This is a genomic window from Flavobacterium sp. CG_9.10 (assembly GCF_015752245.1).
Taxonomy (GTDB): Bacteria; Bacteroidota; Bacteroidia; order Flavobacteriales; family Flavobacteriaceae; genus Flavobacterium.
In genome coordinates, this window is sequence record NZ_JADOVD010000003.1 from 235827 (window position 1) to 260735 (window position 24909).

26 protein-coding genes are annotated in these 24909 nt (G+C 33.8%); 12 read left to right on the forward strand and 14 right to left on the reverse strand.

The features are described from left to right. Positions 1-54 precede the first annotated feature (54 nt). Positions 55-1221 (forward strand): 5-(carboxyamino)imidazole ribonucleotide synthase, encoded by a 1167-nt coding sequence (locus IWX84_RS04005; protein ID WP_196849456.1) that lies wholly within the window; start codon positions 55-57, stop codon positions 1219-1221. 118 nt (positions 1222-1339) lie between these two features. Then, entirely contained in the window at positions 1340-1825 is a 486-nt protein-coding gene (gene purE / locus IWX84_RS04010; protein ID WP_196849508.1) for a 5-(carboxyamino)imidazole ribonucleotide mutase, read from the forward strand. 53 nt (positions 1826-1878) lie between these two features. On the opposite strand, the gene IWX84_RS04015 is transcribed toward purE, so the two are convergent. After that, positions 1879-2550: a hypothetical protein gene (locus IWX84_RS04015; RefSeq protein WP_196849457.1), complete on the reverse strand. Its 672-nt coding sequence runs from the start codon at positions 2548-2550 to the stop codon at positions 1879-1881. A 214-nt stretch (positions 2551-2764) separates the two neighbouring features. Here IWX84_RS04015 and IWX84_RS04020 point away from each other — a divergent pair, with 214 nt between their 5' ends. Beyond that, a complete protein-coding gene (locus IWX84_RS04020; RefSeq protein ID WP_196849458.1) occupies positions 2765-4792 on the forward strand; it encodes a M3 family metallopeptidase in 2028 nt (675 codons plus the stop codon). A gap of 40 nt (positions 4793-4832) precedes the next feature. Here the strand turns inward: IWX84_RS04020 and IWX84_RS04025 are convergent, their stop codons facing one another. Both IWX84_RS04025 and IWX84_RS04030 read right to left on the reverse strand, forming a co-directional pair. After that, positions 4833-5948, reverse strand: coding sequence for an ATP-binding protein (locus IWX84_RS04025; protein WP_196849459.1), 1116 nt, complete (start codon positions 5946-5948; stop codon positions 4833-4835). A gap of 125 nt (positions 5949-6073) precedes the next feature. Beyond that, complete coding sequence (locus IWX84_RS04030) at positions 6074-6886, reverse strand: hypothetical protein (RefSeq protein ID WP_196849460.1); 813 nt, start codon at positions 6884-6886, stop codon at positions 6074-6076. 135 nt (positions 6887-7021) lie between these two features. Between IWX84_RS04030 and gcvP the strand changes: the two genes are divergently transcribed. From gcvP to IWX84_RS04060, 6 genes are all read left to right on the forward strand, one after another. Then, entirely contained in the window at positions 7022-9871 is a 2850-nt protein-coding gene (gene gcvP, locus IWX84_RS04035) for an aminomethyl-transferring glycine dehydrogenase (protein ID WP_196849461.1), read from the forward strand. Between the two features lie 338 nt (positions 9872-10209). After that, positions 10210-11268, forward strand: a complete 1059-nt coding sequence (locus IWX84_RS04040) for a 3-oxoacyl-ACP synthase III family protein (RefSeq protein ID WP_196849462.1) — start codon at positions 10210-10212, stop codon at positions 11266-11268. Between the two features lie 232 nt (positions 11269-11500). Beyond that, positions 11501-12025 carry a methyltransferase gene (locus IWX84_RS04045; protein WP_196849463.1) on the forward strand — a complete coding sequence of 175 codons (525 nt, stop codon included), beginning with the start codon at positions 11501-11503 and terminating at the stop codon, positions 12023-12025. After that, on the forward strand, positions 12025-12873 hold the full coding sequence (locus IWX84_RS04050; protein ID WP_196849464.1) for a glycosyltransferase: 849 nt from the start codon (positions 12025-12027) through the stop codon (positions 12871-12873). The genes IWX84_RS04045 and IWX84_RS04050 overlap by 1 nt, the downstream gene beginning before the upstream one ends. Positions 12874-12940: 67 nt before the next feature. Further along, on the forward strand, positions 12941-13687 hold the full coding sequence (locus tag IWX84_RS04055) for an MlaE family ABC transporter permease (protein WP_231385409.1): 747 nt from the start codon (positions 12941-12943) through the stop codon (positions 13685-13687). Then, positions 13687-14448, forward strand: coding sequence for an ABC transporter ATP-binding protein (locus IWX84_RS04060; protein WP_196849465.1), 762 nt, complete (start codon positions 13687-13689; stop codon positions 14446-14448). Before IWX84_RS04055 ends, IWX84_RS04060 begins: the two co-directional genes overlap by 1 nt. A gap of 12 nt (positions 14449-14460) precedes the next feature. Here the strand turns inward: IWX84_RS04060 and IWX84_RS04065 are convergent, their stop codons facing one another. Then, a complete protein-coding gene (locus IWX84_RS04065; RefSeq protein WP_196849466.1) occupies positions 14461-15063 on the reverse strand; it encodes a SprT-like domain-containing protein in 603 nt (200 codons plus the stop codon). Between the two features lie 25 nt (positions 15064-15088). After that, entirely contained in the window at positions 15089-15766 is a 678-nt protein-coding gene (locus IWX84_RS04070; protein WP_196849467.1) for an SDR family NAD(P)-dependent oxidoreductase, read from the reverse strand. Between the two features lie 131 nt (positions 15767-15897). Between IWX84_RS04070 and IWX84_RS04075 the strand changes: the two genes are divergently transcribed. Further along, positions 15898-16467, forward strand: a complete 570-nt coding sequence (locus IWX84_RS04075; RefSeq protein WP_196849468.1) for a GNAT family acetyltransferase — start codon at positions 15898-15900, stop codon at positions 16465-16467. Between the two features lie 6 nt (positions 16468-16473). Here IWX84_RS04075 and IWX84_RS04080 read toward each other — a convergent pair whose 3' ends face one another. The 9 genes from IWX84_RS04080 to IWX84_RS04120 all read right to left on the reverse strand — a co-directional run bounded on the left by IWX84_RS04080 (position 16474) and on the right by IWX84_RS04120 (position 23297). Beyond that, positions 16474-17454 carry a M28 family peptidase gene (locus IWX84_RS04080; RefSeq protein WP_196849469.1) on the reverse strand — a complete coding sequence of 327 codons (981 nt, stop codon included), beginning with the start codon at positions 17452-17454 and terminating at the stop codon, positions 16474-16476. A gap of 53 nt (positions 17455-17507) precedes the next feature. Next, complete coding sequence (locus IWX84_RS04085) at positions 17508-18149, reverse strand: hypothetical protein (RefSeq protein WP_196849470.1); 642 nt, start codon at positions 18147-18149, stop codon at positions 17508-17510. A gap of 4 nt (positions 18150-18153) precedes the next feature. Further along, the gene (locus tag IWX84_RS04090) at positions 18154-19032 is read right to left on the reverse strand and encodes a D-alanine--D-alanine ligase (RefSeq protein WP_317192104.1); all 879 of its coding nucleotides are present in this window, start codon (positions 19030-19032) and stop codon (positions 18154-18156) included. A 194-nt stretch (positions 19033-19226) separates the two neighbouring features. Then, the gene (locus IWX84_RS04095; RefSeq protein WP_196849472.1) at positions 19227-19937 is read right to left on the reverse strand and encodes an NRDE family protein; all 711 of its coding nucleotides are present in this window, start codon (positions 19935-19937) and stop codon (positions 19227-19229) included. After that, the gene (locus IWX84_RS04100) at positions 19925-20413 is read right to left on the reverse strand and encodes a DinB family protein (RefSeq protein WP_196849473.1); all 489 of its coding nucleotides are present in this window, start codon (positions 20411-20413) and stop codon (positions 19925-19927) included. Before IWX84_RS04100 ends, IWX84_RS04095 begins: the two co-directional genes overlap by 13 nt. Position 20414: 1 nt before the next feature. Continuing rightward, positions 20415-20804 carry a DoxX family protein gene (locus tag IWX84_RS04105; RefSeq protein ID WP_196849474.1) on the reverse strand — a complete coding sequence of 130 codons (390 nt, stop codon included), beginning with the start codon at positions 20802-20804 and terminating at the stop codon, positions 20415-20417. A gap of 9 nt (positions 20805-20813) precedes the next feature. Then, positions 20814-21275 (reverse strand): YHS domain-containing (seleno)protein, encoded by a 462-nt coding sequence (locus tag IWX84_RS04110; protein ID WP_196849475.1) that lies wholly within the window; start codon positions 21273-21275, stop codon positions 20814-20816. Between the two features lie 104 nt (positions 21276-21379). Next, on the reverse strand, positions 21380-22057 hold the full coding sequence (locus tag IWX84_RS04115; protein ID WP_196849476.1) for a Crp/Fnr family transcriptional regulator: 678 nt from the start codon (positions 22055-22057) through the stop codon (positions 21380-21382). Positions 22058-22157: 100 nt separating this feature from the next. Beyond that, a complete protein-coding gene (locus IWX84_RS04120) occupies positions 22158-23297 on the reverse strand; it encodes an acyl-CoA dehydrogenase family protein (protein WP_196849477.1) in 1140 nt (379 codons plus the stop codon). A 98-nt stretch (positions 23298-23395) separates the two neighbouring features. Here IWX84_RS04120 and IWX84_RS04125 point away from each other — a divergent pair, with 98 nt between their 5' ends. Both IWX84_RS04125 and IWX84_RS04130 read left to right on the forward strand, forming a co-directional pair. After that, entirely contained in the window at positions 23396-24463 is a 1068-nt protein-coding gene (locus tag IWX84_RS04125; RefSeq protein ID WP_196849478.1) for an anhydro-N-acetylmuramic acid kinase, read from the forward strand. Then, positions 24460-24819, forward strand: coding sequence for a DUF2809 domain-containing protein (locus tag IWX84_RS04130; RefSeq protein ID WP_196849479.1), 360 nt, complete (start codon positions 24460-24462; stop codon positions 24817-24819). Before IWX84_RS04125 ends, IWX84_RS04130 begins: the two co-directional genes overlap by 4 nt. Positions 24820-24909 lie beyond the last annotated feature (90 nt).

Here is a 24909-nt window from a genome sequence, read left to right on the forward strand (position 1 = left end):
TCATTTAAAAGTATCTTTGTAAAATCAATTTTACAGATAAATTTCAATACAACGATGAATTATTTTTCTTCTGATTTTAAACTTGGAATTCTCGGTGGCGGACAACTCGGCAAAATGCTGTTATCTGACACCCGAAAATTCGATATACAAACTTATGTACTTGATCCAAGTGATGAAGCACCTTGCAAAATAGCCTGTGACCAATTTTTCAAAGGCGACTTAATGAATTTTGAAACCGTTTACAATTTTGGAAAACTAGTTGATGTTTTAACCTTTGAAATCGAACTGGTTAATCTTGAAGCTTTAGTAAAACTAGAAGATGAAGGATTGAAAGTCTACCCTTCACCTAAAACACTAAAACTCATTCAAAATAAAGGGATTCAAAAAGATTTTTATATACAACATGCTATACCAACTGCAAACTACAAGCGATTCCCAAATTTAAAAAGTGTAGTTGTTGACATTCTCGATTCCAAACTAAAATTACCTTTCGTATGGAAATGTACGGAATTTGGTTACGACGGAAATGGCGTTAAAGTAATTAGACAAATCTCGGATTTAGACAATTTAGCTAATGTAGAATGTATTGCTGAAGAAATGGTTCCGTTCAAAAATGAGTTGGCAGTAATCGTTTGTCGCAATCCATCCGGCGACATAAAAACATATCCTGTGGTTGAAATGGAATTTCATCCAGAAGCAAACCAAGTAGAATATGTGATTTGTCCTGCTCGAATCGATGACACAGTTGCCGAAAAAGCGAGAGCAATCGCCTTGAATGTTTCTGAAAAATTCAATCATGTTGGACTTTTGGCAGTGGAAATGTTCCAAACAGAAGATGACGAGATTCTTGTAAACGAAGTTGCTCCTCGCCCGCACAATTCAGGTCATTATTCGATTGAAGCCAGCTATACTTCACAATTCGAAAATCATTTGAGAGCAATTCTTAACTTACCCTTAGGAAATACCGATAGCAAAGTAGCTGGAATTATGGTGAATTTAGTTGGTGCTGAAGGATTTTCAGGAGACGTAGTTTATGAAAATATCGAAAAAATATTAGGATGGAATGGTGTCACACCACATATTTACGGAAAAAAACAAACTCGTCCTTTTAGAAAAATGGGGCATGTAACTATAGTAAATGAGGACATAAAAGAAGCAAGACGTATTGCGCAAGATGTAAAGAATACTATAAGAGTAATCAGCGATAAATTGAATAATTAAAAGATTTAATGATTTAAAAATTGTAGTAAGCTAAATAGACTTTTAAATAATTTTTCAATCTTTAAATTTTTCACCCGAGCCCAAAAGGCGAACGGATGAATTAATCTTTAAATAAAAAATAATGAAAGTAGCCGTAATAATGGGAAGCATATCAGATATGCCTGTAATGCAAGAAGCGATAGACATCTTAAAAGCATTTGACATAGAAACAGAAGTTGATATTGTCTCCGCACACAGAACTCCTGAAAAATTATTTGATTTCAGTAAAAACGCTCACACTCGCGGCATTTCGGTAATTATTGCTGGAGCCGGAGGTGCTGCACATCTGCCTGGAATGGTTGCCTCCATGTCTCCACTTCCTGTAATTGGTGTTCCGATAAAATCGAGTAATTCTATTGATGGCTGGGACAGTGTTTTATCCATTCTACAAATGCCTGGTGGTGTTCCTGTAGCAACAGTTGCGCTAAACGGAGCCAAGAATGCAGGTATTTTGGCGGCACAAATTATTGGTTGCCACGATAAAATTGTCTTAGACAGAATAATATCATATAAAACTGGATTAAAAGAAGCCGTGGATATTGCCTCTGAAAGTCTAAATAAATAATAAAAAGCTCCATGACGGAGCTTTTTATCTTTATTTTTATTCTAATTAATTCTTTAATCTTCTGTCAACACTTCTTCCAAAATTCCATCGAATTCTGAAGCAATTATATCATCTCTGTTTAACCAATATTCAGACGTGGTTACTGTAAAATCAACATTATTCGTTGTGGTTAAATCCCACAGAATGTCGTCAGCTTCCGGAAATGGAGCATTATGATTCATTTGGTGGTCAAACAATCTTTTTATAAGATTGCTGTCAGACAATCCGTTGCTTAACAATTTCAACACATCTTCCTTTGTTAACTCCTTCACAGTTTCTTCTTCTAAAGGAGCAAAACTACACTTTACAATTGTAGCTTTTGCATTTGGAAATTTACCGTTATATGCTTTGAAAAGCAATTGATTTACGTGAAACAATTTTGCATGTAAACCAATTTCCGGATATTCTTCACAAACTTTATCTAAAAACATGTCGTTAGAAATCTGTTGTATTTGCCCTTCATTTAATTGCTCTGCTAATTTATAAGTTAATACAATTACAGCGGCTTCTTTAGGCTCAAAATCGGTAATTGCCATTTCAAGCAATTCGCTTAAGCTTTCCTTATCAGCGCCAGCTGCATCTGGATAATCGAATTTTTCCAGCAACTGCACATAATCTTCATTAGTCCAATAGTCTTCAATTTGGTCCACACTAAAGGCATTTTTTATTGTAATATGATAGTTCATAACGTACTTAATTTAGTAACTTTTTTATAATTAGTCAGTTTGAGAACTAACATTTTTTTACAATGTAGGCGTTTTTAATCATAAGATCGACTGACGTTTTATAAATTTTAACAATAAATCAATCCTATTAGAAACTCCATTTTTTTTTAATAAATCCCTACATTTGTATATACAAAATTCGATATTTCACCAACAGAAAATTAATGACTCAACAATGAATATTCTCACTCAACATTTCAATACTAAATACGATACTGCGCCATTTTCCCAAATAAAACTTGACGATTACAAACCCTCTTTTATTGAAAATATTGCTTCCGCAAAAGCAGAAATCGATGCAATTATAAACAATGCAGAATTACCAACATTCGAAAACACTATAGAAAAATTGGATTTTTCCGGAAATGCGCTGGACCGATTATCGAGCATATTCTTCAATTTGAACTCGGCAGAAACCTCAGACGAAATGCAAAAAATCGCACAGGAAGTTTCACCGCTATTGACAGAATTTAGCAACGACATCACTTTGAACGCAGATTTATTCAAAAAGGTCAAATCAGTTTTTGAACAAAAAGACAGTCTAAATTTAACACCAGAACAAGCAACATTATTAGACAAAAAATTTAAAAATTTCTCTCGAAATGGAGCGCTACTTTCTGAAGATAAAAAAGTTCGCTTGCGCGAAATTGATACGGAATTAGCCAAACTAAAACTGACTTACGGTGAAAATGTTTTGGCAGAAACCAATAATTACGAATTAATTATTACAGACGAAGAAAATTTAAAAGGCCTACCGGAAGGAACTATTGAAGCCGCAAAATCATTGGCAAAATCAAAAGAAATAGAAGGTTGGATTTTTACGTTGGATTTCCCAAGTTATATTCCGTTCGTAACTTATGCTGATAACAGGGAACTACGAAAAGAAATTGCCATAGCAGCAGGAAAGAAAGGATTTCACAATAACGAATTCGACAATCAGGAAAACGTACTCAAAATTGCCAAATTACGTCATGAAAGAGCTAATTTACTGGGTTATCAAACACATTCCCATTTTGTTTTGGAAGAAAGAATGGCACAAAATCCAGACAAAGTAAAATCCTTTTTGGATGATTTATTAGTTAAAGCAAAACCCGCTGCCGAAAGAGAATTTGCTGAGCTTACCGCTTTCGCCAAAGCATTGGACGGCATTGATCATTTAGAAAAATGGGATGGCGCTTACTATTCAGAAAAATTGAAACAGAAATTATTCAATTTGGATGATGAAAAATTAAAACCTTATTTTCAACTAGAAAAAGTACTGCAAGGCGCATTCACGATTGCTCAAAAATTATACGGAATCACTTTTACTGAAATTTTCGACATCGATAAATACCACAATGAAGTGACCACTTACGAAGTGAAAGATGAAAAGAATGAACTGGTTGCCATTTTTTATGCTGATTTTTTTCCAAGAAAAGGCAAACGAAATGGCGCGTGGATGACTTCTTTTAAATCACAATACATTAAAGACAGAAAAAACGAAAGACCACATATTTCTAATGTTTGTAATTTTACAAAACCAACAGAAACCAAACCATCTTTATTGACATTTAATGAAGTAACGACTTTGTTTCATGAATTTGGCCACGGCTTACACGGCATGTTAGCCAATACAACATATCCTAGTTTGTCAGGGACTTCAGTTTATTGGGATTTTGTGGAATTGCCAAGCCAGATTATGGAAAACTGGTGTTACGAGCCGGAAGCTTTGGCTTTATTCGCCAATCATTATCAAACGGGAGAAATTATACCGCAAGAATTCGTGGAAAAAATCAAGGAAAGCTCAAGCTTCCAAGAAGGAATGGCAACCTTACGCCAAATTAGTTTTGGATTATTGGACATGGCCTTTCACAGTAACAATCCTAATGGAATTACCACTGTAAAAACGTTTGAAAAAGCAGCTATGGAAAACACCATTCTATATCCTGATGTAGCCGAAAATTGCATGAGTGTTTCGTTTTCCCATATTTTTCAAGGCGGATATTCGTCTGGATATTATAGTTACAAATGGGCTGAAGTACTCGATGCAGATGCTTTTGCATATTTCCAAGAAAAAGGAATTTTTAATAAAGAAGTGGCAACAAAATTTAAAGACAATATACTTTCCAAAGGTGGCACGGAACAACCAATGACTTTATACAAACGCTTTAGAGGGCAAGAACCTTCTCCAGACGCTTTGCTGAAAAGATCAGGATTGGTTTAGATTTCAGATATAAAACCGAAGTAGTCCTGCTTCGGTTTTATTATTTCAAAAACTCCCTGAAATTCTCTTTACTTACCACTAAAAAACTGGGCTGATAAGCCTCTTGAAATGATTTAGGCAACTTGATTTTTTTATTCGAAGACCATTTAAATTCAAAAGCACTAATCACATCAGCATTCGTTTCGATGTAATCTATTTCCTGTTGCTGCGTTGTTCTCCAAAAATACGGCTTCGCCAAACTATCCGTATAGGAAAGCATTTTTATTCGTTCAGAAACTAGAAAATTTTCCCAAAGCGCTCCTTTGTCTTGACGAAATTCTAAAGTATTAAAATTACCAATTAACATATTGCGAACTCCATTGTCATAGAAATAAATTTTTCTGTTGGCTTTGATTTCGTTTCGAATGTTTTTACTAAAACTATTCAATCTAAAAATTACGAAAGCTTTCTCCAATACATCAATATAAGTACTCACCGTGTTTTTATCTACACCCACTAATTGCGCAATTTCATTGTAACTCACTTCGCTACCCACTTGCAATGCCAAAGCCTGAAGAATCTTCTCTAAAACCTCTGATTTCCGGATACCCGCCAAACTCAAAACATCTTTGTACAAATAACTGGAAACCAAATTTTTTAAAATCTCGTATTCATTACCAAAATTATTGATCACATCCGGATACATTCCATAAAGTAAACGCAACTCTAATTGCTGTTGCGCTTTGATGTAACCCACATTACTTTCAAATTCATTCCATGAAATAGCATACAAATGGTATTCAAATTTTCGGCCCGTCAAAGGTTCTTGGGTGACATGATTGATATCAAAAGCCGAAGAACCGCTAACGATCACCTGTACGTCTTTGATTTGATCAACAATAATTTTTAATTTCAATCCAATATTTGGAATTCGCTGTACCTCATCTATAAAAACGTATTTATAATTTCCTATAATATTTTTTAAGGTTTCTGTATTTGCACTTGCCAAAGTATCCGACACGACGGCATCATCGCCATCAAGAAATAGAAACGGAATATCCTTCAATAAGGAATTGATTAATGTCGTTTTACCCACTTGGCGCGGTCCTATCAAGACAATAACTTTTCCTTTATTTATATTTTTTTGAACAACTGAAGTTAAATCTCTTATAATCATAGCAATAAACTTTAAACAAATATACTACAATAAAATCCTATTCACCAAATTTATATTGTTTTTGGTGAACGTATTCACCAAATTTGTATATTTTTTGGTGAACGTATTCACCAATATCAATATTTTTAAAACAATAGAAGCAACAACCACCAGACAATAGGCACGCTTTCTACCCAAAAAGAAGTATAATATTTCGAACGTTTTTCATTGGAGAAAAGCAGAAATAGAGAAATCATAATCACCAATATCAGGTTGACAACTAATTGATTTTCATCAAAATTACTTTTAAAAAATTCCAGAAAATAAAACGGAATCAAAAGTAACATTCCTAATATTTTTGTGCGCTTCACTCCTATTTGTTGTGGTACGGTTTGCAAATGCGGATCATCATTTGCCAAATCAATGATTTCAAAAATAAGGACCAACACAAAAATAAGAATGAACCTTTGAATACATTTAAGGTAAAAATCTGAAGTAATGGCAATTTCAGCATTCAAAACAGGCAAACCTAAAGTCACACCCACCCAACACAAAGCCACAATATAAATTTTCACACCAGCCCAGTTTCTGGCATTCCTCTTATTTGGAAAAAACGGAAGCGTATACAATAAAGTGATACTCAAAAAAGCAATTGCAACAATTTGAGTAATGCGATGCAACTGAAAAAAATAATAGCCCACCATTATAAGAGAACAAAAACTAAATAAAGCAATTATTTTTAATTCCTTTCGCATTTGCTGTTTTTTGGCTCTGGCCAATGCATCGTATTTCACAAAATTATATCCTACGATTGTTCCAAAAAAAACAAAATTAGCAATTGGTTCATCAAACGGAATGTTGAACATGTGTTGCGTCATCTTGACAAGAGAATAACACGATAAAGCAACATGAATGCTACTATTTACGTAAAAATTAAAAATTTGTTTAAATACCTTCATTAAACAAAATTAGTCAATTGTGAACAAATCTACCATTTAGTTGAAAAATCAATAAAATATGAATACCAAAATACGTTTTAAACTATTAATAATACTTATTTTTGCAGCACTAAAAAACAACACCTATATTTTTGTATGAAAACAGATGCTTTTGCTTTAAGACACATAGGCCCAAGAGAAAACGACCTACAACATATGTTGAAAACAATTGGCGCAGAAACGCTGGACCAATTGATTTTCGAAACTATTCCAAGCGACATTCGCTTGAAATCAGATTTAGATTTAGAACCTGCAATGACTGAATATGAATATTCAAATCATATTACTCAATTAGGAAATAAGAACAAAATGTTCCAATCCTACATTGGTTTAGGATACAACCAAGCGATTATTCCTGCAGTTATTCAAAGAAATGTTTTTGAAAACCCAGGATGGTACACTGCTTACACACCTTATCAAGCTGAAATTGCTCAAGGTCGTTTAGAAGCGATTTTGAATTTCCAAACCATGGTTATCGAATTAACAGGAATGGAAATTGCCAATGCTTCTCTTCTTGACGAAAGTACAGCAGCGGCAGAAGCTATGGCATTACTATTTGATGTAAGAACTCGTGATCAAAAGAAAGCTAACGTTTGTAAATTTTTCGTTTCAGAAGAAATTTTACCCCAAACATTATCGGTTTTACAAACGCGTTCTACTCCTATCGGTGTTGAATTAGTTATTGGAAACCATGAAGAATTTGATTTTTCAACTGAATTTTTCGGAGCCATTCTTCAATATCCAGGTAAATTTGGACAAGTTCATGACTATGCTGGTTTCATTGCTAAAGCAAAAGAAAATGAAATAAAAGTGGCTGTTGCTGCTGATATATTAAGTTTAACTAAACTGACTCCTCCAGGAGAGATCGGTGCTGCAGTAGTTTTAGGAACAACACAACGTTTCGGAATTCCGTTAGGTTACGGAGGTCCACATGCCGCTTATTTTGCTACAAAAGATGAGTACAAAAGAAGCATGCCAGGAAGAATCATCGGTGTAACTGTTGATACAAACGGAAATCGTGCACTTCGTATGGCATTGCAAACACGTGAACAACACATTAAACGTGATAAGGCGACTTCAAATATTTGTACTGCTCAGGTTCTATTATCTGTTATGGCTGGAATGTATGCGGTTTATCATGGTCCAAAAGGATTGCAGTATATCGCTGACAAGGTTCATGCTTTAGCAGCGACTTTGGCAAACGCATTAGAAAATTTAGGCTTACAGCAAACGAATACAGCATTCTTTGACACCATCGTTGTAAAAGCTGATGCTAAAAAAGTGAAAGAAATTGCAGAACAAAACGAAGTAAACTTTTATTACATCGACGAAAATACGGTTTCTATTTCTTTGAATGAAACAACAAGTATTGCTGATTTAAATAAAATCATTGGTGTTTTCGCTTCCGCAAAAGGGACTCAGGCAACTACAATTGACAGTTTAACAGAAACCAATCATTTTCCAGAAAACATAAACAGAACATCGACTTTTTTACAACACGATGTTTTCAACAAATACCATTCTGAAACCGCTTTGATGCGTTACATCAAAATGTTAGAAAGAAAAGATCTGGCTTTGAATCACTCTATGATTTCATTGGGATCTTGTACCATGAAATTGAATGCTGCATCAGAAATGTTGCCTTTGAGCAATGCACAATGGAATAACATTCACCCATTCGCACCATTGGATCAAGCGCAAGGATATCAAGAAATGCTTTCAAAACTAGAACAACAATTGAATGTTATTACTGGTTTTGCAGGAACAACATTACAACCTAACTCAGGTGCTCAAGGAGAATATGCAGGATTAATGGTGATTCGCGCGTACCACCAGTCAAGAGGTGATCATCATAGAAATATTGCTTTGATTCCATCATCTGCTCACGGAACAAATCCGGCTTCGGCAGCGATGGCAGGAATGAAAGTAATTGTTACCAAAACATTGGAAAACGGAAATATCGACGTGGAAGATTTACGTGAAAAAGCAATTCTTCACGCAGCTAATCTTTCTTGTTTGATGGTAACTTATCCATCGACTCATGGTGTTTTCGAAAGCGCTATCAAAGAAATTACACAATTGATTCACGATAACGGTGGACAAGTATATATGGATGGTGCCAATATGAATGCACAAGTAGGATTAACAAATCCAGCAACTATTGGTGCTGACGTTTGTCACTTGAACTTACACAAAACATTCGCCATTCCTCACGGTGGTGGTGGACCTGGTGTTGGCCCAATATGCGTGGCGAAACAATTAGTCCCGTTTTTACCAACCAATCCAGTAATTGCGACTGGTGGAGATAAAGCCATAACAGCAATTTCGGCTGCACCATGGGGTTCTGCTTTAGTTTGTTTAATTTCTTACGGTTACATCTGTATGTTAGGTGCTGAAGGGTTGAAACAATCTACTGAATATGCAATCTTAAATGCGAATTACATTAAAGAAAAACTAAACGGTCATTACGATACTTTGTATTCAGGTGAAATGGGTCGCGCGGCTCACGAAATGATTTTAGAATGTCGTCCTTTCAAACAAAAAGGAATTGAAGTTACTGATATTGCAAAACGATTAATGGATTACGGTTTTCACGCTCCAACAGTTTCTTTCCCAGTTGCCGGAACATTAATGATTGAACCAACCGAAAGTGAAAACCTAGAAGAATTAGATCGTTTTTGTGATGCTATGATTTCAATTAGAAAAGAAATTGAAGCAAGCAGTGCCGATGACCATAACAATGTTTTGAAAAATTCCCCACATACTTTAGCAATGCTAACTACTGATGTTTGGAATTTCCCATATACCAGAGAAGAAGCTGCTTTCCCATTAGATTATATTGCCGAAAACAAATTTTGGCCTACCGTTCGCAGAGCAGATGACGCTTATGGCGATAGAAATTTAGTTTGTAGTTGCGCTCCAATTGAAGCCTACATGGAAAGTTAAAATACAAGTTAAAATGTCTCGAGAAATCGGGACATTTTTTTTTATACTTTGTTTAGAAAAAACTTTATTTTCGCCTAATCAAAATTCCACAGAGTCTTCCAATAATTTCTTGAGACAATTAGGAAAGATTCATTTATCATTAAATTAAAAAATAGGCGTTTTTTCCATTTACAGGAATTACTACGATAAAATCGCATCTAAATTTGCAATTCATAATAAAATATTTAATATTTTCGCTTAAAACTTACTATTTGATAATTATATGCATGCATAGTAAATATTATAAGAGTAATAATTTTTTTATGTTTAAATTAGCATAAATTTTGGAAACAAACTCAATGAAAATAAAAATAACCGGAATAGGAAGTTATATTCCAGAGAAAAAAATAAGTAATACAGACTTCGGCAATCATGTGTTTTTGAATGAAGATGGAACCGCATTTGGCTATCCTAATCAAGTTGTCATCAATAAATTTAAAGGAATAACCGGAATCGAACATAGGCGATATGCTGAAGATCATTTAACCTCATCTGATCTCGCATTTTTTGCTTCAAAAAAAGCAATAGAAAATGCCAACATAGATCCAGAAACGATTGATTATATCATTTTTGCACATAATTTTGGTGATGTAAAACATGGAGCAGTCCAATCAGATATGCTACCTAGTTTAGCCACACGCGTCAAACATAAATTACAGATAAAAAACCCAAATTGCGTTGCTTACGATATCCTTTTTGGATGTCCAGGTTGGATTGAAGGTGTGCTTCAAGCAAATGCATTTATCAAATCAGGTATGGCCAAGCGTTGTTTGGTTATTGGTTCTGAGACTTTATCAAGAGTCGTTGACAAGCACGATAGAGATTCTATGATTTACTCTGATGGCGCTGGCGCTTCAATAATAGAAGCTTCTGATGATCAAACCGGTATGCTATCCTACGAAAGTGGTACGTACGCTAACGACGAAGCCAATTATTTGTTTTTTGGAAAATCATACAATCCGGATTTAGACCCAGATATTCGATACATAAAAATGTACGGACGCAAAATTTACGAATTCGCATTAAATACAGTACCGGCAGCAATGAAGAGTTGTTTAGATAAAAGCGGTATTGGGATTGACGATGTTAAAAAAATTCTTATCCATCAGGCCAACGAAAAAATGGACGAAGCAATCATTCAACGTTTTTATAAATTGCATGACAGACCAGTTCCTCAAGACATCATGCCTATGAGCATACATGAACTGGGAAACAGCAGTGTTGCTACCGTTCCCACCCTTTTCGACTTGTTAATTCGGGGAGAAATTGAAAACCAATCTATACAAAAAGGCGATATTCTACTTTTTGCATCCGTTGGAGCAGGGATGAATGTTAATGCATTTGTTTATAGATATTAATCATTGCGAGGAACGCGGCAATCAGGAGCTAATCCAGCTATTCACTTCAAGTCCACACTTAAAAAATGTGTTTTTCCAAACCTTAAAAAGAGCTTCTTTTAGTCGCTTTTTTAAGCTAATAAAAACTACATCTTTTAAGTCGTGGGCTTTCCGCTATTATCTGGGCTAAAAATTCTGCAAATAAGAAACATATCTTTGTACCTTTGCGCCTTTGTTGTTAAAAAATAAAAAAATGTACGAAAAAACGTTTCCAAATAAAAGATTCAAACACACTTTAGAATTTTTAAAAAAACATATCTCTACAACTGATACCATTTTAGATTTAGGAGTTGAAAATCCATTTTCTAAAATTATGAAGGCAGAGGGCTTCACTGTTAAAAATACTACCGGAGAAGACTTAGATAACAATCAAGAAGTATTTCAATCAGAAAAAACAGCTGCTGTTACTGCTTTCGAAATTTTCGAACATTTACTCAATCCGTACACAATTTTAAAAGAAATACAATCAGATAAACTTTTTATCTCTATTCCTATGCGTTTGTGGTTTTCACCTGCTTATCGCAGCAAAACGGATATGTGGGACAGGCATTATCATGAATTTGAAGATTGGCAACTCGATTGGCTTTTGGACAAAACAGGTTGGAAAATTATCGACAGAGAAAAATGGACTAATCCGGTTAAGAAGTTTGGTATTCGTCCCCTATTACGAAAATTTACTGACAGGTATTATATCGTTTACGCTGAAAAAATAAAATAATGAACTACTATATTGTTATTCCAGCTCATAACGAAGAAGCGTTTATTGCCTTGACACTACAATCATTGCTTTCTCAAACTATTCCACCAAAAAAAGTAGTAGTAGTTAATGACAATTCCACTGATAAAACTGCCGAAATAGTAATGGCTTTCGCCAAAGAAAATCCGTTTATTACCTTGGTAAATAAAACTTCTGAAGCGATTCATTTACCCGGAAGCAAAGTAATTCAAGCTTTTCATAAAGGTTTTGAAACCTTAGACGAAAATTATGATATCATAGTAAAGCTGGACGCTGACTTAATTTTACCGACTAATTATTTCGAGACTATTTTAAACATTTTCGAAAAAGATGCAACTATAGGAATGGCAGGTGGATTTGCCTACATTGAGAAAAACGGGCAATGGATTCTGGAAAATCTAACCGATAAAGATCATATTCGAGGTGCTTTTAAAGCCTATCGAAAAGCATGCTTTCAACAAATAGGAAACTTAAAACCGGCAATGGGCTGGGATACCGTTGATGAATTACTCTCAAAATTCTATGGATGGAAAGTAGTTACAGAGTCTTCATTAATCGTAAAACACCTAAAACCAACTGGAGCTAACTATAATAAGATAGCACGTTATAAACAAGGAGAAGCTTTTTACACATTGGGTTACGGGTTTTTAATCACTGCAATTGCCTCGGCAAAACTGGCAATGTTGAAAAAGAAGCCTTTGCTCTTTCTAGATTATTTAAAAGGGTTTACTAAAGCAAAATCAGCAAAAACACCTTTGTTAGTAACTCCAGAACAAGCAAAATTTATCAGAAACTATCGTTTGCAGAAAATGAAAGACAAACTTTTCTAACGAAACTATTAACTGACAACTTATAACTCCTAACTATTTTCGTAATTTAGCCAATATTTCAAAAACTATGATGCTCATTCGTTATTTATCACAAATTGGAAGATATTTTTTGATGTGGAAAGAAATTTTCAACAAACCAACTAAATGGTCTGTAATGAGAGGTCTTATCTTCAAGGAAATAGACGATTTAATTATTGGTTCTCTTGGAATTGTTGCTTTCATTTCCTTTTTTGTTGGAGGTGTTGTAGCCATTCAGACTGCTTTGAACTTAACCAATCCATTGATTCCAAAATATCTTATCGGATATGCCACAAGACAATCCGTTATTTTAGAGTTTGCCCCTACCTTTATTTCGATAATTATGGCTGGAAAAATGGGCTCCTTCATTACTTCCAGTATTGGAACCATGCGCGTTACGGAACAAATTGATGCATTAGAAGTAATGGGTGTAAACTCATTGAATTATTTAGTTTTTCCCAAATTAATTGCATTACTATTATACCCATTCTTGATAGGAATATCCATGTTTTTAGGTATCGTTGGCGGTTACATGGCCAGCGTTTATGGAGGATTTGGTGACAGCACTGATTTTGTCGATGGACTTCAACGTGATTTCATGCCATTCCACATTGCTTATGCTTTCATAAAAACTTTTATTTTCGGTTTACTTTTAGCAACAATTCCTTCATTCCATGGTTTTAATATGAAAGGTGGTGCACTTGAAGTTGGGAAAGCCAGCACGGTTGCATTTGTATGGACATCGGTAACTATTATTTTAGTGAATTATATTTTAACTCAATTACTATTAACCTAATGATAGAAGTAAAAAACATAGAAAAATCATTTGGCGGCGTTCCAGTTCTTAAGGGCATATGCACTGTTTTTGAAACTGGTAAAACAAATTTAATAATTGGGCAAAGTGGTTCTGGAAAAACAGTATTGTTAAAGAGTTTATTAGGAATTCACACCCCTGACTCCGGAACAATTTCTTTTGATGGCCGAATATATTCTGACTTAACTCTTGATGAAAAAAGAGATCTAAGAACTGAAATAGGTATGGTATTTCAAGGAAGTGCTTTGTTTGATTCGATGACTGTTGCTGAAAATGTGGGTTTCCCTTTAAAAATGTTTACCCAGGAGCGTGGAATAAAAATTCAGCAGAGAGTCGACTTAGTTCTAAAAAGAGTTGATCTAGAAGATGCTCATAATAAATTACCTTCTCAAATATCTGGTGGAATGCAAAAACGTGTTGCTATAGCACGAGCTATTGTAAACAATCCAAAATATCTCTTTTGTGACGAACCTAATTCCGGTTTAGACCCGAATACAGCAATATTGATAGATAATCTTATCAAAGAAATCACTGAAGAATACAATATTACTACGGTCATAAATACGCATGATATGAACTCAGTAATGGAAATTGGCGAGAAAATTTTATTTCTTGAAAATGGTCTAAAAGCCTGGGAAGGAACCAAAGAAGAAATTTTCAGAACTGACAATCAAGCGGTAGTTGACTTTGTTTATTCTTCTAATTTATTCAAAAAAGTCAGAGAAGCTTATTTGAAAGAATAAACAATTTCAAATTTAACTGGATTTCAACAATTCCACCTCAGCATTTGGATTAAAAAGATAGGTCTTGCCAGAGCTAACTTCTAGACATTCAAAACGCTTAGTTCTTACCGCTATTTTCTTAAATATTTTCCCGTTTTGGATTCGGAAAACACTGCCGTAAGGAATCTCAAACACATAATTTTTATCATTTTGCTGGTCAAATTGTTTCAATGCCAAGGCTAATGTGGCATCAGTATCGCTACTGGCGGTTGGATTTTTGAAATGTCTCGCTAACAAAGGCAATAAATGATTAGGGAAGATCTCCGGACGAATGTACGGAATCATTAACCTTTGGAAAGAATACTTCCATTCATTACCATGCGGTTTAATGTTTCTTCCAAACTTCTCAAAAGCCACCAAATGCGAAATTTCATGTATCAGCGTAATTAGAAACTTGTATTTATTCAGGTTTGAATTGACTGTTATTTCGTGTTTACCACTCAAGCCTTTTCGATAATCGCCATGACGTGTTTGTCTTTCATTTACAATCTTGAGATGCACTTGATTGGCAACAATAAGTTCAAAAACGGGTTTTACGGCATGTTCGGGTATATATCGTGAAAGTGTTTCGCTCATAACAATTAGGAATTATAAATATAAATTACGGATTCGTAGATGAAACCTGCAATACTTTCCCGTTGAAATATTTATTCCCAGTCAAAGTGAAATCATAAATATAATCGGCCATTTCACTTGCTGATATTGGTGCTTGATAACCTGGAAAAGCTTCTGCTAACATTTCCGTTTGAACAGAACCTAAGGCCAAAACATTGAAAGAAATTCCACGCTCTTTATACTCTTCGGCTAATAATTCAGATAAGGTAATTACCGCTCCTTTACTGGAACTATAAGCTGAAAGTCCTGCAAACTTTAAACTTCCTTGAATCCCACCCATAGAACTTATGGTAACCACATGACTTCCTTTTAACAAGTAGGGCAAACAAGTTCTTGTCAAATTTGCAACTCCAAAAACATTTACTTTATAAATACTTTCAAAATCTTCCTGAGTGGTTTCTGAAAATGATTTCAATAATAGACTGCCTGCATTATGAACAATCGCATCAATTTTTTTCCAAGAAGAAGAAAGAAAAGATTCTACTTTTTCTAAATCGGATTCACTTGATAAATCCACTGAAAGACAAGTGATGTTTTCGTTATCAATTAATTCTTGTGGTATTTTTCTGGAAATGGCTAAAACCTGATGTCCAGCATTAGCAAATTGCATTGCCAACTCAAATCCTATTCCCCTACTCGTACCTGTTACAATGATATTTTTCATATAGCAAAAATAAACAAAAACGTCAGTAAAACATCTTTTACACCACGGATTATTTCCGCGATATAATTTAGGATTCTTATAATTTCCCTTAAATTTGTTTTGAAAAATAATTGCATCTAAAACCATTGAAAATGATTGAGAACATACAATATGAAGTAGCGAAATTACATGACATCGATGGAATAGTAGCATTGCAAGAATTATATCTAGTTTCTAATCTTTCTGAAGAAGAAAAAGAATCAGGATTTGTTACTACTCGTTTCACCATAGAGCAACTAACCGAAATTATAGGACAAGAAGGATTATTTATTGCTAAAGACGATAACAACATCATCGCTTATATTTTTGGCGGGAGTTGGAACTTCTTCAATCAATGGCCAATTTTCACTCATATGACTGCACTATTTCCTAAACTTAGCTTTTTAGATTTTGATATAACAACAACTAACAGTTTTCAGTACGGACCTATTTGCATTGCTAAGGAATATCGCGGAAAAGGATTAATCAAATTATTTTTTGAATTCATGAGAATTCACATGGTTAAAAAATATCCTTTGAGTCTGACATTTATCAACAAAACCAATATTCCTTCAACAAAAGCCCATACCGAAAAATTAAAATGGAATATCATTTCCGATTTTCAATTCAACAATAACAACTATTTTGTTTTGGCGTACGATATGAGCCAACCCGTTTCCTAAGCAGATTTATTTAACCATAATAATTTCATGTGTTGGGGAACTAGCCATTTGCGTTACAGCTGGCAGTAATTCCTGAATGAATGAAGTCATGTGAGGAATATCCATGGCTTTAAACTCATCAGAAACATGGTGATAATATTGGAAATTTTCAAAATCGAAAGTACTTATTGACTGACAAGGAACCTTAAAAACCTCATAAAAAGAATAATTATCAGATCGATAAAACAATTGATATTCCGCTTCTTTTGGGAGGAAACCAATGGATTTTTTTCCAGTATATTCATTTATTTTACTGGCCATATTCGACTTATCAAAACCAGTAATATACGCAAGAAAATCTCGTTTCATTGGTACACCAATCATCTCGATATTAAATTGCGCATATAAATTAAAATTTTGCGCTTTTAGTTTTTTGGCCAAATGTTTCGAACCCAACAAACCTTTTTCCTCTCCTACGAAGAACACAAAAAGCACGCTTCTTTTATTCGATTTAGAAACACTGAAATATTTAGCCATTTCAGCCACAGCGGTTGTTCCAGACGCGTCATCATTGGCACCATTGTTAATGAAATCACCATTCACTCCTTTTTTATCAATTCCGATATGGTCGTAATGTCCGCTAATAATTATGAACTCCTTTTTTAGAATAGGATCTGTTCCTTCGACATAGCCAACAATATTATAGGCCGGGACTTTGTAATCCGTCAAAGTGTCGCGGTAACTTTTAAAATAAGGCTTTACATTATTGTTCTTGAAAAATTGTTCCAAATAATCTGCCGCTTTCTCCATTCCTTTAGTTCCGGTTTCTCTGCCTTCTAATTCATCGGAAGAAAGGTATTTCAAAGTTTCCGCAACTGCGGTTTCTTTGACCTTGTAATTTATTCCTAATGGAGTTTGTGATTTATTTTTTAAAGAATCAGACAGTATGGTTGAAGTTTGTTTACAACCAAAGAAAACGAAAGGAACTAATAGAAGTATTTTTTTCATAATTGGATATTTATTCTTTATTACATTTTTAATGGAACTTTTAAATTCCAATATTATCTTTTATAATATTTTTTATAGACTTTATACATTTGAATAAAAGCTAAAACTATGAAAAATAAAGGAATAATAACTGACATTACATATTTAGAAAAAAAAGTAGTGTTTTGCGATAGTGTATTTAAAATTAAAACTAACGCTAACATTCCCACAAATGTTCCTATCAAGGTTCCTGCAACGTAATAATATTTAAGTTTATTTTCGATTGCAATATAGTTCCCATTCATCAAATAAAGATTCCAACCCGTCCAAAAAGGCAATTGAAGAAAGTTAACGCAATTTAAAACCAATCCAATAAGATAAGGTGAATAGGTAATATATTTTTCTAAATCATCATGATTTGCCGCTGATTGATTAGAATGAGCATAAAAAGAATAGCCCAGAATTAGCAAGAATATAATGGCAAAATAATCAACTGCTTTCATGAGTTTTTTATTATTTACCAATTTTTCAGCAAAAATTAAAGTAAAATAAATCACAAAAACCTCAACAGAAATCACCCCCAATAAATAGAAAATTAAGTCCTTAATTCCAAATTTCGAATAAATTTCAAAGCCAATAATGTTTAAATATCCAAGCGGTATAGAGCCGATAAAGCTCACTAAAAAACCAACAAAAATATTTTTTATTACTTTCATTTCATTAAAAATTTACAATCTTATTACTTTGCTCTATATGCAAACGATATTCTTGCATACCCACTTTGTGAGTCAAATATGGAATGCCATTTTTATGATTGTGAACACTAATTTCGAACATGTAAGTAATATGTCGTGCCAGTTCTTTCCACGCAAACAATAAAGAATGTTTTGGATCGTAAATATGAGTGGGTTCGCTAGCCGCTCCATTCAATTCAACAATAGAGAAGTTTTTTCCTTGTTCCAAGTCTTCTAAAGTAGCATACATCACATCCAATCTTCCAAAATAAAAACCCGGAATCTGCAAACACATTTCATTAATAATTTTTGTCAATTTTGGCGTTATCCAATGGCTTCCATCTATAAATTTTGCTCCACGTGCGTGATTCCCGTACGGGACCAGATTCAGTTTTTTATCTTTTGGAAGAATGTCAAGTAATTTTTTTCCGTATTCCTTTTTTAATACTTCCAATTGCAATTCGTATCGCGGATTTTCTTTGATTAGTTCTTCAATTGTAGAATTGCCATCTCCGGTAATAATTAGAAATTCTTTAGAAACTATCCCTGTAATTCTGCCCGATTTTTCATCAGGATAACGCACATAAAAAATGCCGATTTCGTTTTCGTAAGGAATCAAATCTTGGATAACATAATCAAAATTTGCTTTATGGGCATACAATTCCAAGTCCTGAATAGTATTGATTTTTTTAACTCCCGAACCACGTAAACCTATATCCGGTTTTGCAATCAACGGATATTTTATTCCTGAAAATTCCATGATTTTTAAAATGGTCTCTAGTGAAGTTCTTTCATTTATCAACTCTGTTTTTGGATAGAATTGTTGCGGAATCAAATCATAAATTGCTTTTTTGGATTCCATCATAAATCCCCCATTTTTAATAGTGGGATTAGAAGCATTAAAGAAAAAAATCGATTTTGCCTTAATAGAATAATAGGACCAAAGAAAGTAAATTGGAATGTAAACAATCTGGAAAGGCCAATATTCCCAGTGGGTAATTTTATGAAAGAGTAATTTTATTCGCCTATTCGCCATAACTTATGTCAATTTCCATTTTTTTAAATAGTAATAAAAGAGGTCGTATATTCTTTCTGATGAATTAAATCATAATGCAATATAGCAACTTTATTTTTTTCGATTATAGATTGAGTGATACTTAAGGTTTTCATTTCTTCATTTCGATTAATTACCAAACCGTTTTCCTGATTTTCTTCTTCAGTATAGCGATGAAAACCAAGGATTTCTTCTTCTGAAATCTGTGGATTTGTTTCCAAAAAAGTATAAAACCAGTTCGAACGTTTATCCCGAATTTCTTTCGGATATAAAGTCGAAGAAGACCAAACATGATTTTTATTTATGTCAAGTGATTTGGTTTCTTTTTGATTTCCATTCCAACGCAACTGAAAAAGTTCATTATTTTGAAATAAAATCAGCGTAAAGGGTTCGATATCTTCTAAATCAATTTCCTGCCAGAAATCCTTTGGTGAAGCACTACTTATAATATCCAAAACAATCAAACCCCGACTTTTTCGGTACGGAAGTTGAACCTTGTGTTTTTCTTCTGCGCCGTTTAACAATACCAAAACAGTTCCGTCAGCATCTACCACAAACCAAGTTCCCCCAGCTTTTGGATCTTTTGGAAAAATGATATTTTTACCGTTAATGGTATAATCTTTTGGAGGAATTGCACTTGGACGTATTACTTTTTCATCTCGATTTGAGGTAATGATAATTTTACCGTTGACATTTACAAAACTTACTGTACACATTGTTTTCTATATTCGATTGTGGAACGGGCTACACCAAAATTTTCATCGACAATAATTGTTGCGTTTTGCAAAACGGCTACCTTTATCAATGCCTGATGATGAATACAGTGTTCTAAATTATAAAGCAATTCCCGGAAGTAATTACTATCAATACGGATTTCCTCACCATCAATAATTTGCTGCAGTTCTATTTTTTTATTTTGTTTTTCCAAAGAATCTTGGATAATTCTAATTTGACTTATTGCAAATTCAGTATCTGTTTGAATTGCAATATTTCTTTTTCGGTTATCATAGTTTACAATGCCCGCCTCATAATTCGCTTCAAGACATTGAAACATTTCTATAATATGCCTGGTGTGTTCGCCTATAGAGGAATTACTCAGGGAAGCACAAGGGTTATAATACTCTGAATTAGACAGCTGGTTAAGTAAATCGACCAGTCCGTTTAAGCTATTATTTATGGAAGGTATAAGCATATTAAAAATTTAATTTAAACAAATTTGGTGTTTTACTCCTATTTTGATAAACTAAAATAGAACAGCACAGAAAGGTGATTATCGCTAGGGTGAAAAGTGTTCCACCATCGTTTTGCACTTCAATTCCTAAAACTAACAAATGTGACATAATTGCACCAATCATTACTCCAAGTCCAAGTAATGCACCAAGTAGAGTGGTTCTGGGTATTACTATTAAAATGGAAGCAATTAGTTCCGCAATACCGGAGCCTATACGACCGTAAGGTTCCATCCCTAAAGTTTTGAAAATATAAATACTTTCCGCTGCACCCGTAAATTTAAAATATAAGGTCTGCAATAAAATCACGGCAACAACAAGACGCAGTAACCAAGTAAATAATGATGATTTCATACTACTAATTTATTGAATTATTTTTTTCCAATTTGCATCAGCCTTTGACTTTAAACCTAACTGATTTTTATTCCAACTTTTCAATGTATTATTGAAATAAGCGTTATAAAAAAGATATAATTTCCCTTCAATAATTTTGAACGTCTCTGGATTTATATCCACTTTTTCACCTGAATCTCCCATCGCAAAAGCACACCAACCCCCATATTGAGGCTCATAAGCTGATTGATTTTTTAGAAACAACTCCTTATTTGTCGCCGAAGAAAAATTATAAATAACTCCTTCAAAGGTTGAAGTTAATTCTTTTTTTCCTTTCACCGCTTTTCCTTGTTTAAAATAAGCCACAGGATCATACCCTTTAATGGCGATATTTCTTTCTAAATTGAACTGTTTTATTCGTGTACTTTCGTTTTGAGAAAATCCTGTTAACGAAATAAAACTGATAAGCAGACAGATGATTTGTTTTTTCATTGTAATTGAATTTAAATGGTTCTCTGAAATTTCTTTACCAAAGGTATTTAGAACCAGAAAAACCATTTGTCAGCTAGTTTACAATAGATACGAAATAGTTGTAATTAAAGTTTTGTTACATCCAAAATAACGATTTCTTTTCGATTGTAAAGAAGTATTCCATTTGTTTCCATTTCATTCAGCAGTTGAGTAGCAGTTTGTCTTGATGTACAAATAATTTGAGCAATATCAGTTTGAGTAAGATAATTCTCGATAACCACTTCATTTTCCACTCGCTTTCCTTCTTTCTCTGCCCAATCTTTTAGAAACTGAAACAATCTAGTTTTAGCATCTTTTGAAATCAAATTAGAATAACTGTTTTTGATGCGCTTCATCTTCAATCCTACAAATTTAGTATAGGACAAGGCCAAGCTAGGGTTTCGCAATAACAAATCTTCGAAATCAGATAGTAGAAAGCTACAAATTGCCACATCATCTGAAAGGACTTTTGCATATTCATTAGTCTGATCATCTGTTTCTAAAGTAAGTTCCCCAAATAAATCTCCTTTTTGAATAATATCTTTTATCGTTTCGTTTCCGTCTTCATCAACAGCTACGATTTTAATATTTCCTTTTTTAAGCAAAAAAATTCGAGGCACATCCGACGAGGAAAAATAAATGATCTCCCCCTTATTTGCTTTTTTAAAACCTGTAATAATACACAATTGTCTGATTTGTCCGAAACTTAAAGTCCGAAACAATTTGTGATCGCGTAAATACCAATATTTTAAATCTTCATACATAAAAGTAAATCTTTGAGTAAATGTATTAAAAAAACGACTTAAAAAACAAAACCCTTTCCAATCGAAATTGGAAAGGGTTTTAATAGCTATAAAATTTTATCTAAGAAATCAACGTTCTTGAAATTACAATACGTTGAATCTCTGAAGTACCTTCATAAATCTGAGTAATTTTAGCATCACGCATCATACGTTCCACATGATATTCGGCTACATAACCGTTTCCACCATGAATCTGTACGGCCTCAATAGTCGTGTCCATAGCTGTTTGAGAAGCAAATAACTTGGCCATTGCTCCTGATTGAGAAATATCCATTCCTAAATCTTTTTCGGATGCAGCTTTAAAACATAACATTTTAGCAGCCATAATTTGAGTCGCCATATCCGCTAGTTTAAAAGCAATCGCTTGGTGTTTGAAAATTTCTTTTCCAAAAGCTTTACGCTCTTGAGAATATTTCAAAGCCAATTCATAAGCACCTGTAGCTATACCCAATGCTTGAGAAGCAATACCTATTCTTCCTCCGTTTAATACGCTCATGGCGAAATTAAATCCAAATCCATCTGCTCCTATTCGGTTTTCTTTAGGCACTTTAACATCGGTAAACATTAAAGAATGCGTATCAGACCCGCGAATTCCCATTTTCTTTTCTTTTAGACCAATATCAAAACCAGCCCAACCTTTCTCCACTATAAAAGCATTGATTCCTTTATGTCCTTTTTCAACGTCAGTTTGAGCAATTACGATATAAGTAGATGCAGACGATCCGTTAGTAATCCAGTTTTTGGTACCATTTAATAAGTAATGATCTCCTTTATCAATTGCAGTCGTTTTTTGTGAAGTAGCATCAGATCCCGCTTCTGGTTCCGACAAACAAAAAGCTCCAATAACTTCCCCTTTGGCAAGAGGAACTAAATATTTAAGTTTTTGTTCTACATTGCAATATTTCTCTATTCCCGCACAAACCAACGAGTTATTTACTGACATAATAACTGCCGCAGAGGCATCAATTTTTGCAATTTCAGTAACTGCCAAAATATAAGAAACGCTATCCAGTCCTGAACCACCATATTTAGGATCAACCATCATTCCTAGAAAACCAAGTTCTGCCATTTGCTTAACTTGCTCTGTAGGAAATTTTGAGTGTTCATCTCTTTCAATTACTCCCGGCAACAATTCGTTTTGAGCAAAATCTCTAGCGGCTTGTTGAATCATTAACTGCTCTTCGGTTAGATTAAAATCCATAATTATATAAAATAAAAAAGTTGTGAATTACTTAAAAAAAGTAGCCAAAGATACTTTTTTCTTGTGAATTTATCAATTCTGATTCGTAAATTTGGGATATGGAAACAGAAAACTATAACGTTATAGGAGTAATGTCAGGAACTTCGCTGGATGGAATTGATTTGGCTCATATTCAATTTAGAGTAGAGAGTCAAGAATGGGCTTTCGAAATAATTGAAAGTGAAACTATTAGCTATAGTTCAGAATGGCTTACTAGTCTAAAAATGGCTGTGGACTTCTCCATAAACGAATTAGATGATTTAAACCAAAAGTACACCGAACTTCTCGCCACGACCATCTCTAATTTCATTAAAAAGTATAATATCGAAAACATCGATGCCGTTTGCTCGCATGGTCATACCATTTTACACCAACCGCAGAAAGGTTTTACACTTCAAATAGGCAATTTACCAGAAATCTCCGCATTGATTCATCAAACAGTAGTGTGTGATTTTAGAGTTCAGGATGTTCAATTGGGAGGACAAGGCGCGCCTTTAGTTCCTATTGGCGATAAAATATTATTTCCTGAATATGACTATTGTATGAATTTGGGCGGTTTTTCAAATATTTCATTCGAAGAAAATGGTGAACGAATTGCTTTCGATATCTCTCCAGTAAATACAGTTTTGAATTTTTACGCAAATGAACTGGGTTTAGCGTATGACGATAAAGGACAAAAAACGAGTACTGGGAGTATAAATGAAAATTTATTAAACGAATTAAACGATCTGGATTTTTATCAAAAAAAACATCCAAAATCATTGGGCTTCGAATTTGTAAAAGAGGTCGTATTACCCATAATTGACACGTATAAAATTTCGACAACAGACAAGCTACGAACTTTCACAGAACACGTTGCGTTTCAAATTGCATCGGCTCTGCCTACTAAAAAAGGAAACCTATTTATAACTGGTGGTGGGGCATACAATGATTTTCTTATAGAACGTATTCAATCCTATTTACCGGAAATAAAAATTATAATTCCGTCAAATAAAATATTGGAATTCAAAGAAGCATTAATATTTGCTTTGCTTGGTGTATTAAAATTACGAGGAGAAGTCAATGTATTGCGAAGTGTAACCGGGGCACAAAAAGATCACAGTTCTGGAGTTATTTTCACCGTATGAAAAACAAAAGAATTCACTATCTCATTACAATCTTAACAATCATCTTATTGGGGATTTTTTCCAGACAAATTCCAATTGTCCCTTTGTGTGTTGGTGACATTTTATATGCCATAATGATTTATTTTATCATAAGACTATTGTTTTTAAAAACGTCAAAACACAAAGCTGCGTTGATCGCTATAAGCATTTGTTTTGCAATTGAATTTTCACAACTTTATCAAGCAGATTGGATTACTACAATTCGAAATACAGTAATAGGACACTATGTTTTGGGACAAGGATTCCTTTTGATTGACTTAGTGGCCTATTCTTTTGGAATATTTATCGCTTTTATTTTAGATCGTTTCACAAAATAATTCACAATTACTCTTAAATTTAGATTCTTTAAAATAATATTTCAAATACAGATTTCGCATTATACTATTTTTTATATTTGTCAAAATTAA

Bases quoted from the DNA above. Each gene is read 5' to 3' on its own strand.
- IWX84_RS04005 (WP_196849456.1), top strand. From the start codon at position 55: ATGAATTATTTTTCTTCTGATTTTAAACTTGGAATTCTCGGTGGCGGA.
- IWX84_RS04015 (WP_196849457.1), bottom strand. From the start codon at position 2,550: ATGAACTATCATATTACAATAAAAAATGCCTTTAGTGTGGACCAAATT.
- IWX84_RS04020 (WP_196849458.1), top strand. From the start codon at position 2,765: ATGAATATTCTCACTCAACATTTCAATACTAAATACGATACTGCGCCA.
- IWX84_RS04025 (WP_196849459.1), bottom strand. From the start codon at position 5,948: ATGATTATAAGAGATTTAACTTCAGTTGTTCAAAAAAATATAAATAAA.
- IWX84_RS04030 (WP_196849460.1), bottom strand. From the start codon at position 6,886: ATGAAGGTATTTAAACAAATTTTTAATTTTTACGTAAATAGTAGCATT.
- gcvP (WP_196849461.1), top strand. From the start codon at position 7,022: ATGAAAACAGATGCTTTTGCTTTAAGACACATAGGCCCAAGAGAAAAC.
- IWX84_RS04040 (WP_196849462.1), top strand. From the start codon at position 10,210: ATGAAAATAAAAATAACCGGAATAGGAAGTTATATTCCAGAGAAAAAA.
- IWX84_RS04045 (WP_196849463.1), top strand. From the start codon at position 11,501: ATGTACGAAAAAACGTTTCCAAATAAAAGATTCAAACACACTTTAGAA.
- IWX84_RS04050 (WP_196849464.1), top strand. From the start codon at position 12,025: ATGAACTACTATATTGTTATTCCAGCTCATAACGAAGAAGCGTTTATT.
- IWX84_RS04055 (WP_231385409.1), top strand. From the start codon at position 12,941: ATGATGCTCATTCGTTATTTATCACAAATTGGAAGATATTTTTTGATG.
- IWX84_RS04060 (WP_196849465.1), top strand. From the start codon at position 13,687: ATGATAGAAGTAAAAAACATAGAAAAATCATTTGGCGGCGTTCCAGTT.
- IWX84_RS04065 (WP_196849466.1), bottom strand. From the start codon at position 15,063: ATGAGCGAAACACTTTCACGATATATACCCGAACATGCCGTAAAACCC.
- IWX84_RS04070 (WP_196849467.1), bottom strand. From the start codon at position 15,766: ATGAAAAATATCATTGTAACAGGTACGAGTAGGGGAATAGGATTTGAG.
- IWX84_RS04075 (WP_196849468.1), top strand. From the start codon at position 15,898: ATGATTGAGAACATACAATATGAAGTAGCGAAATTACATGACATCGAT.
- IWX84_RS04080 (WP_196849469.1), bottom strand. From the start codon at position 17,454: ATGAAAAAAATACTTCTATTAGTTCCTTTCGTTTTCTTTGGTTGTAAA.
- IWX84_RS04085 (WP_196849470.1), bottom strand. From the start codon at position 18,149: ATGAAAGTAATAAAAAATATTTTTGTTGGTTTTTTAGTGAGCTTTATC.
- IWX84_RS04090 (WP_317192104.1), bottom strand. From the start codon at position 19,032: ATGATGGAATCCAAAAAAGCAATTTATGATTTGATTCCGCAACAATTC.
- IWX84_RS04095 (WP_196849472.1), bottom strand. From the start codon at position 19,937: ATGTGTACAGTAAGTTTTGTAAATGTCAACGGTAAAATTATCATTACC.
- IWX84_RS04100 (WP_196849473.1), bottom strand. From the start codon at position 20,413: ATGCTTATACCTTCCATAAATAATAGCTTAAACGGACTGGTCGATTTA.
- IWX84_RS04105 (WP_196849474.1), bottom strand. From the start codon at position 20,804: ATGAAATCATCATTATTTACTTGGTTACTGCGTCTTGTTGTTGCCGTG.
- IWX84_RS04110 (WP_196849475.1), bottom strand. From the start codon at position 21,275: ATGAAAAAACAAATCATCTGTCTGCTTATCAGTTTTATTTCGTTAACA.
- IWX84_RS04115 (WP_196849476.1), bottom strand. From the start codon at position 22,057: ATGTATGAAGATTTAAAATATTGGTATTTACGCGATCACAAATTGTTT.
- IWX84_RS04120 (WP_196849477.1), bottom strand. From the start codon at position 23,297: ATGGATTTTAATCTAACCGAAGAGCAGTTAATGATTCAACAAGCCGCT.
- IWX84_RS04125 (WP_196849478.1), top strand. From the start codon at position 23,396: ATGGAAACAGAAAACTATAACGTTATAGGAGTAATGTCAGGAACTTCG.
- IWX84_RS04130 (WP_196849479.1), top strand. From the start codon at position 24,460: ATGAAAAACAAAAGAATTCACTATCTCATTACAATCTTAACAATCATC.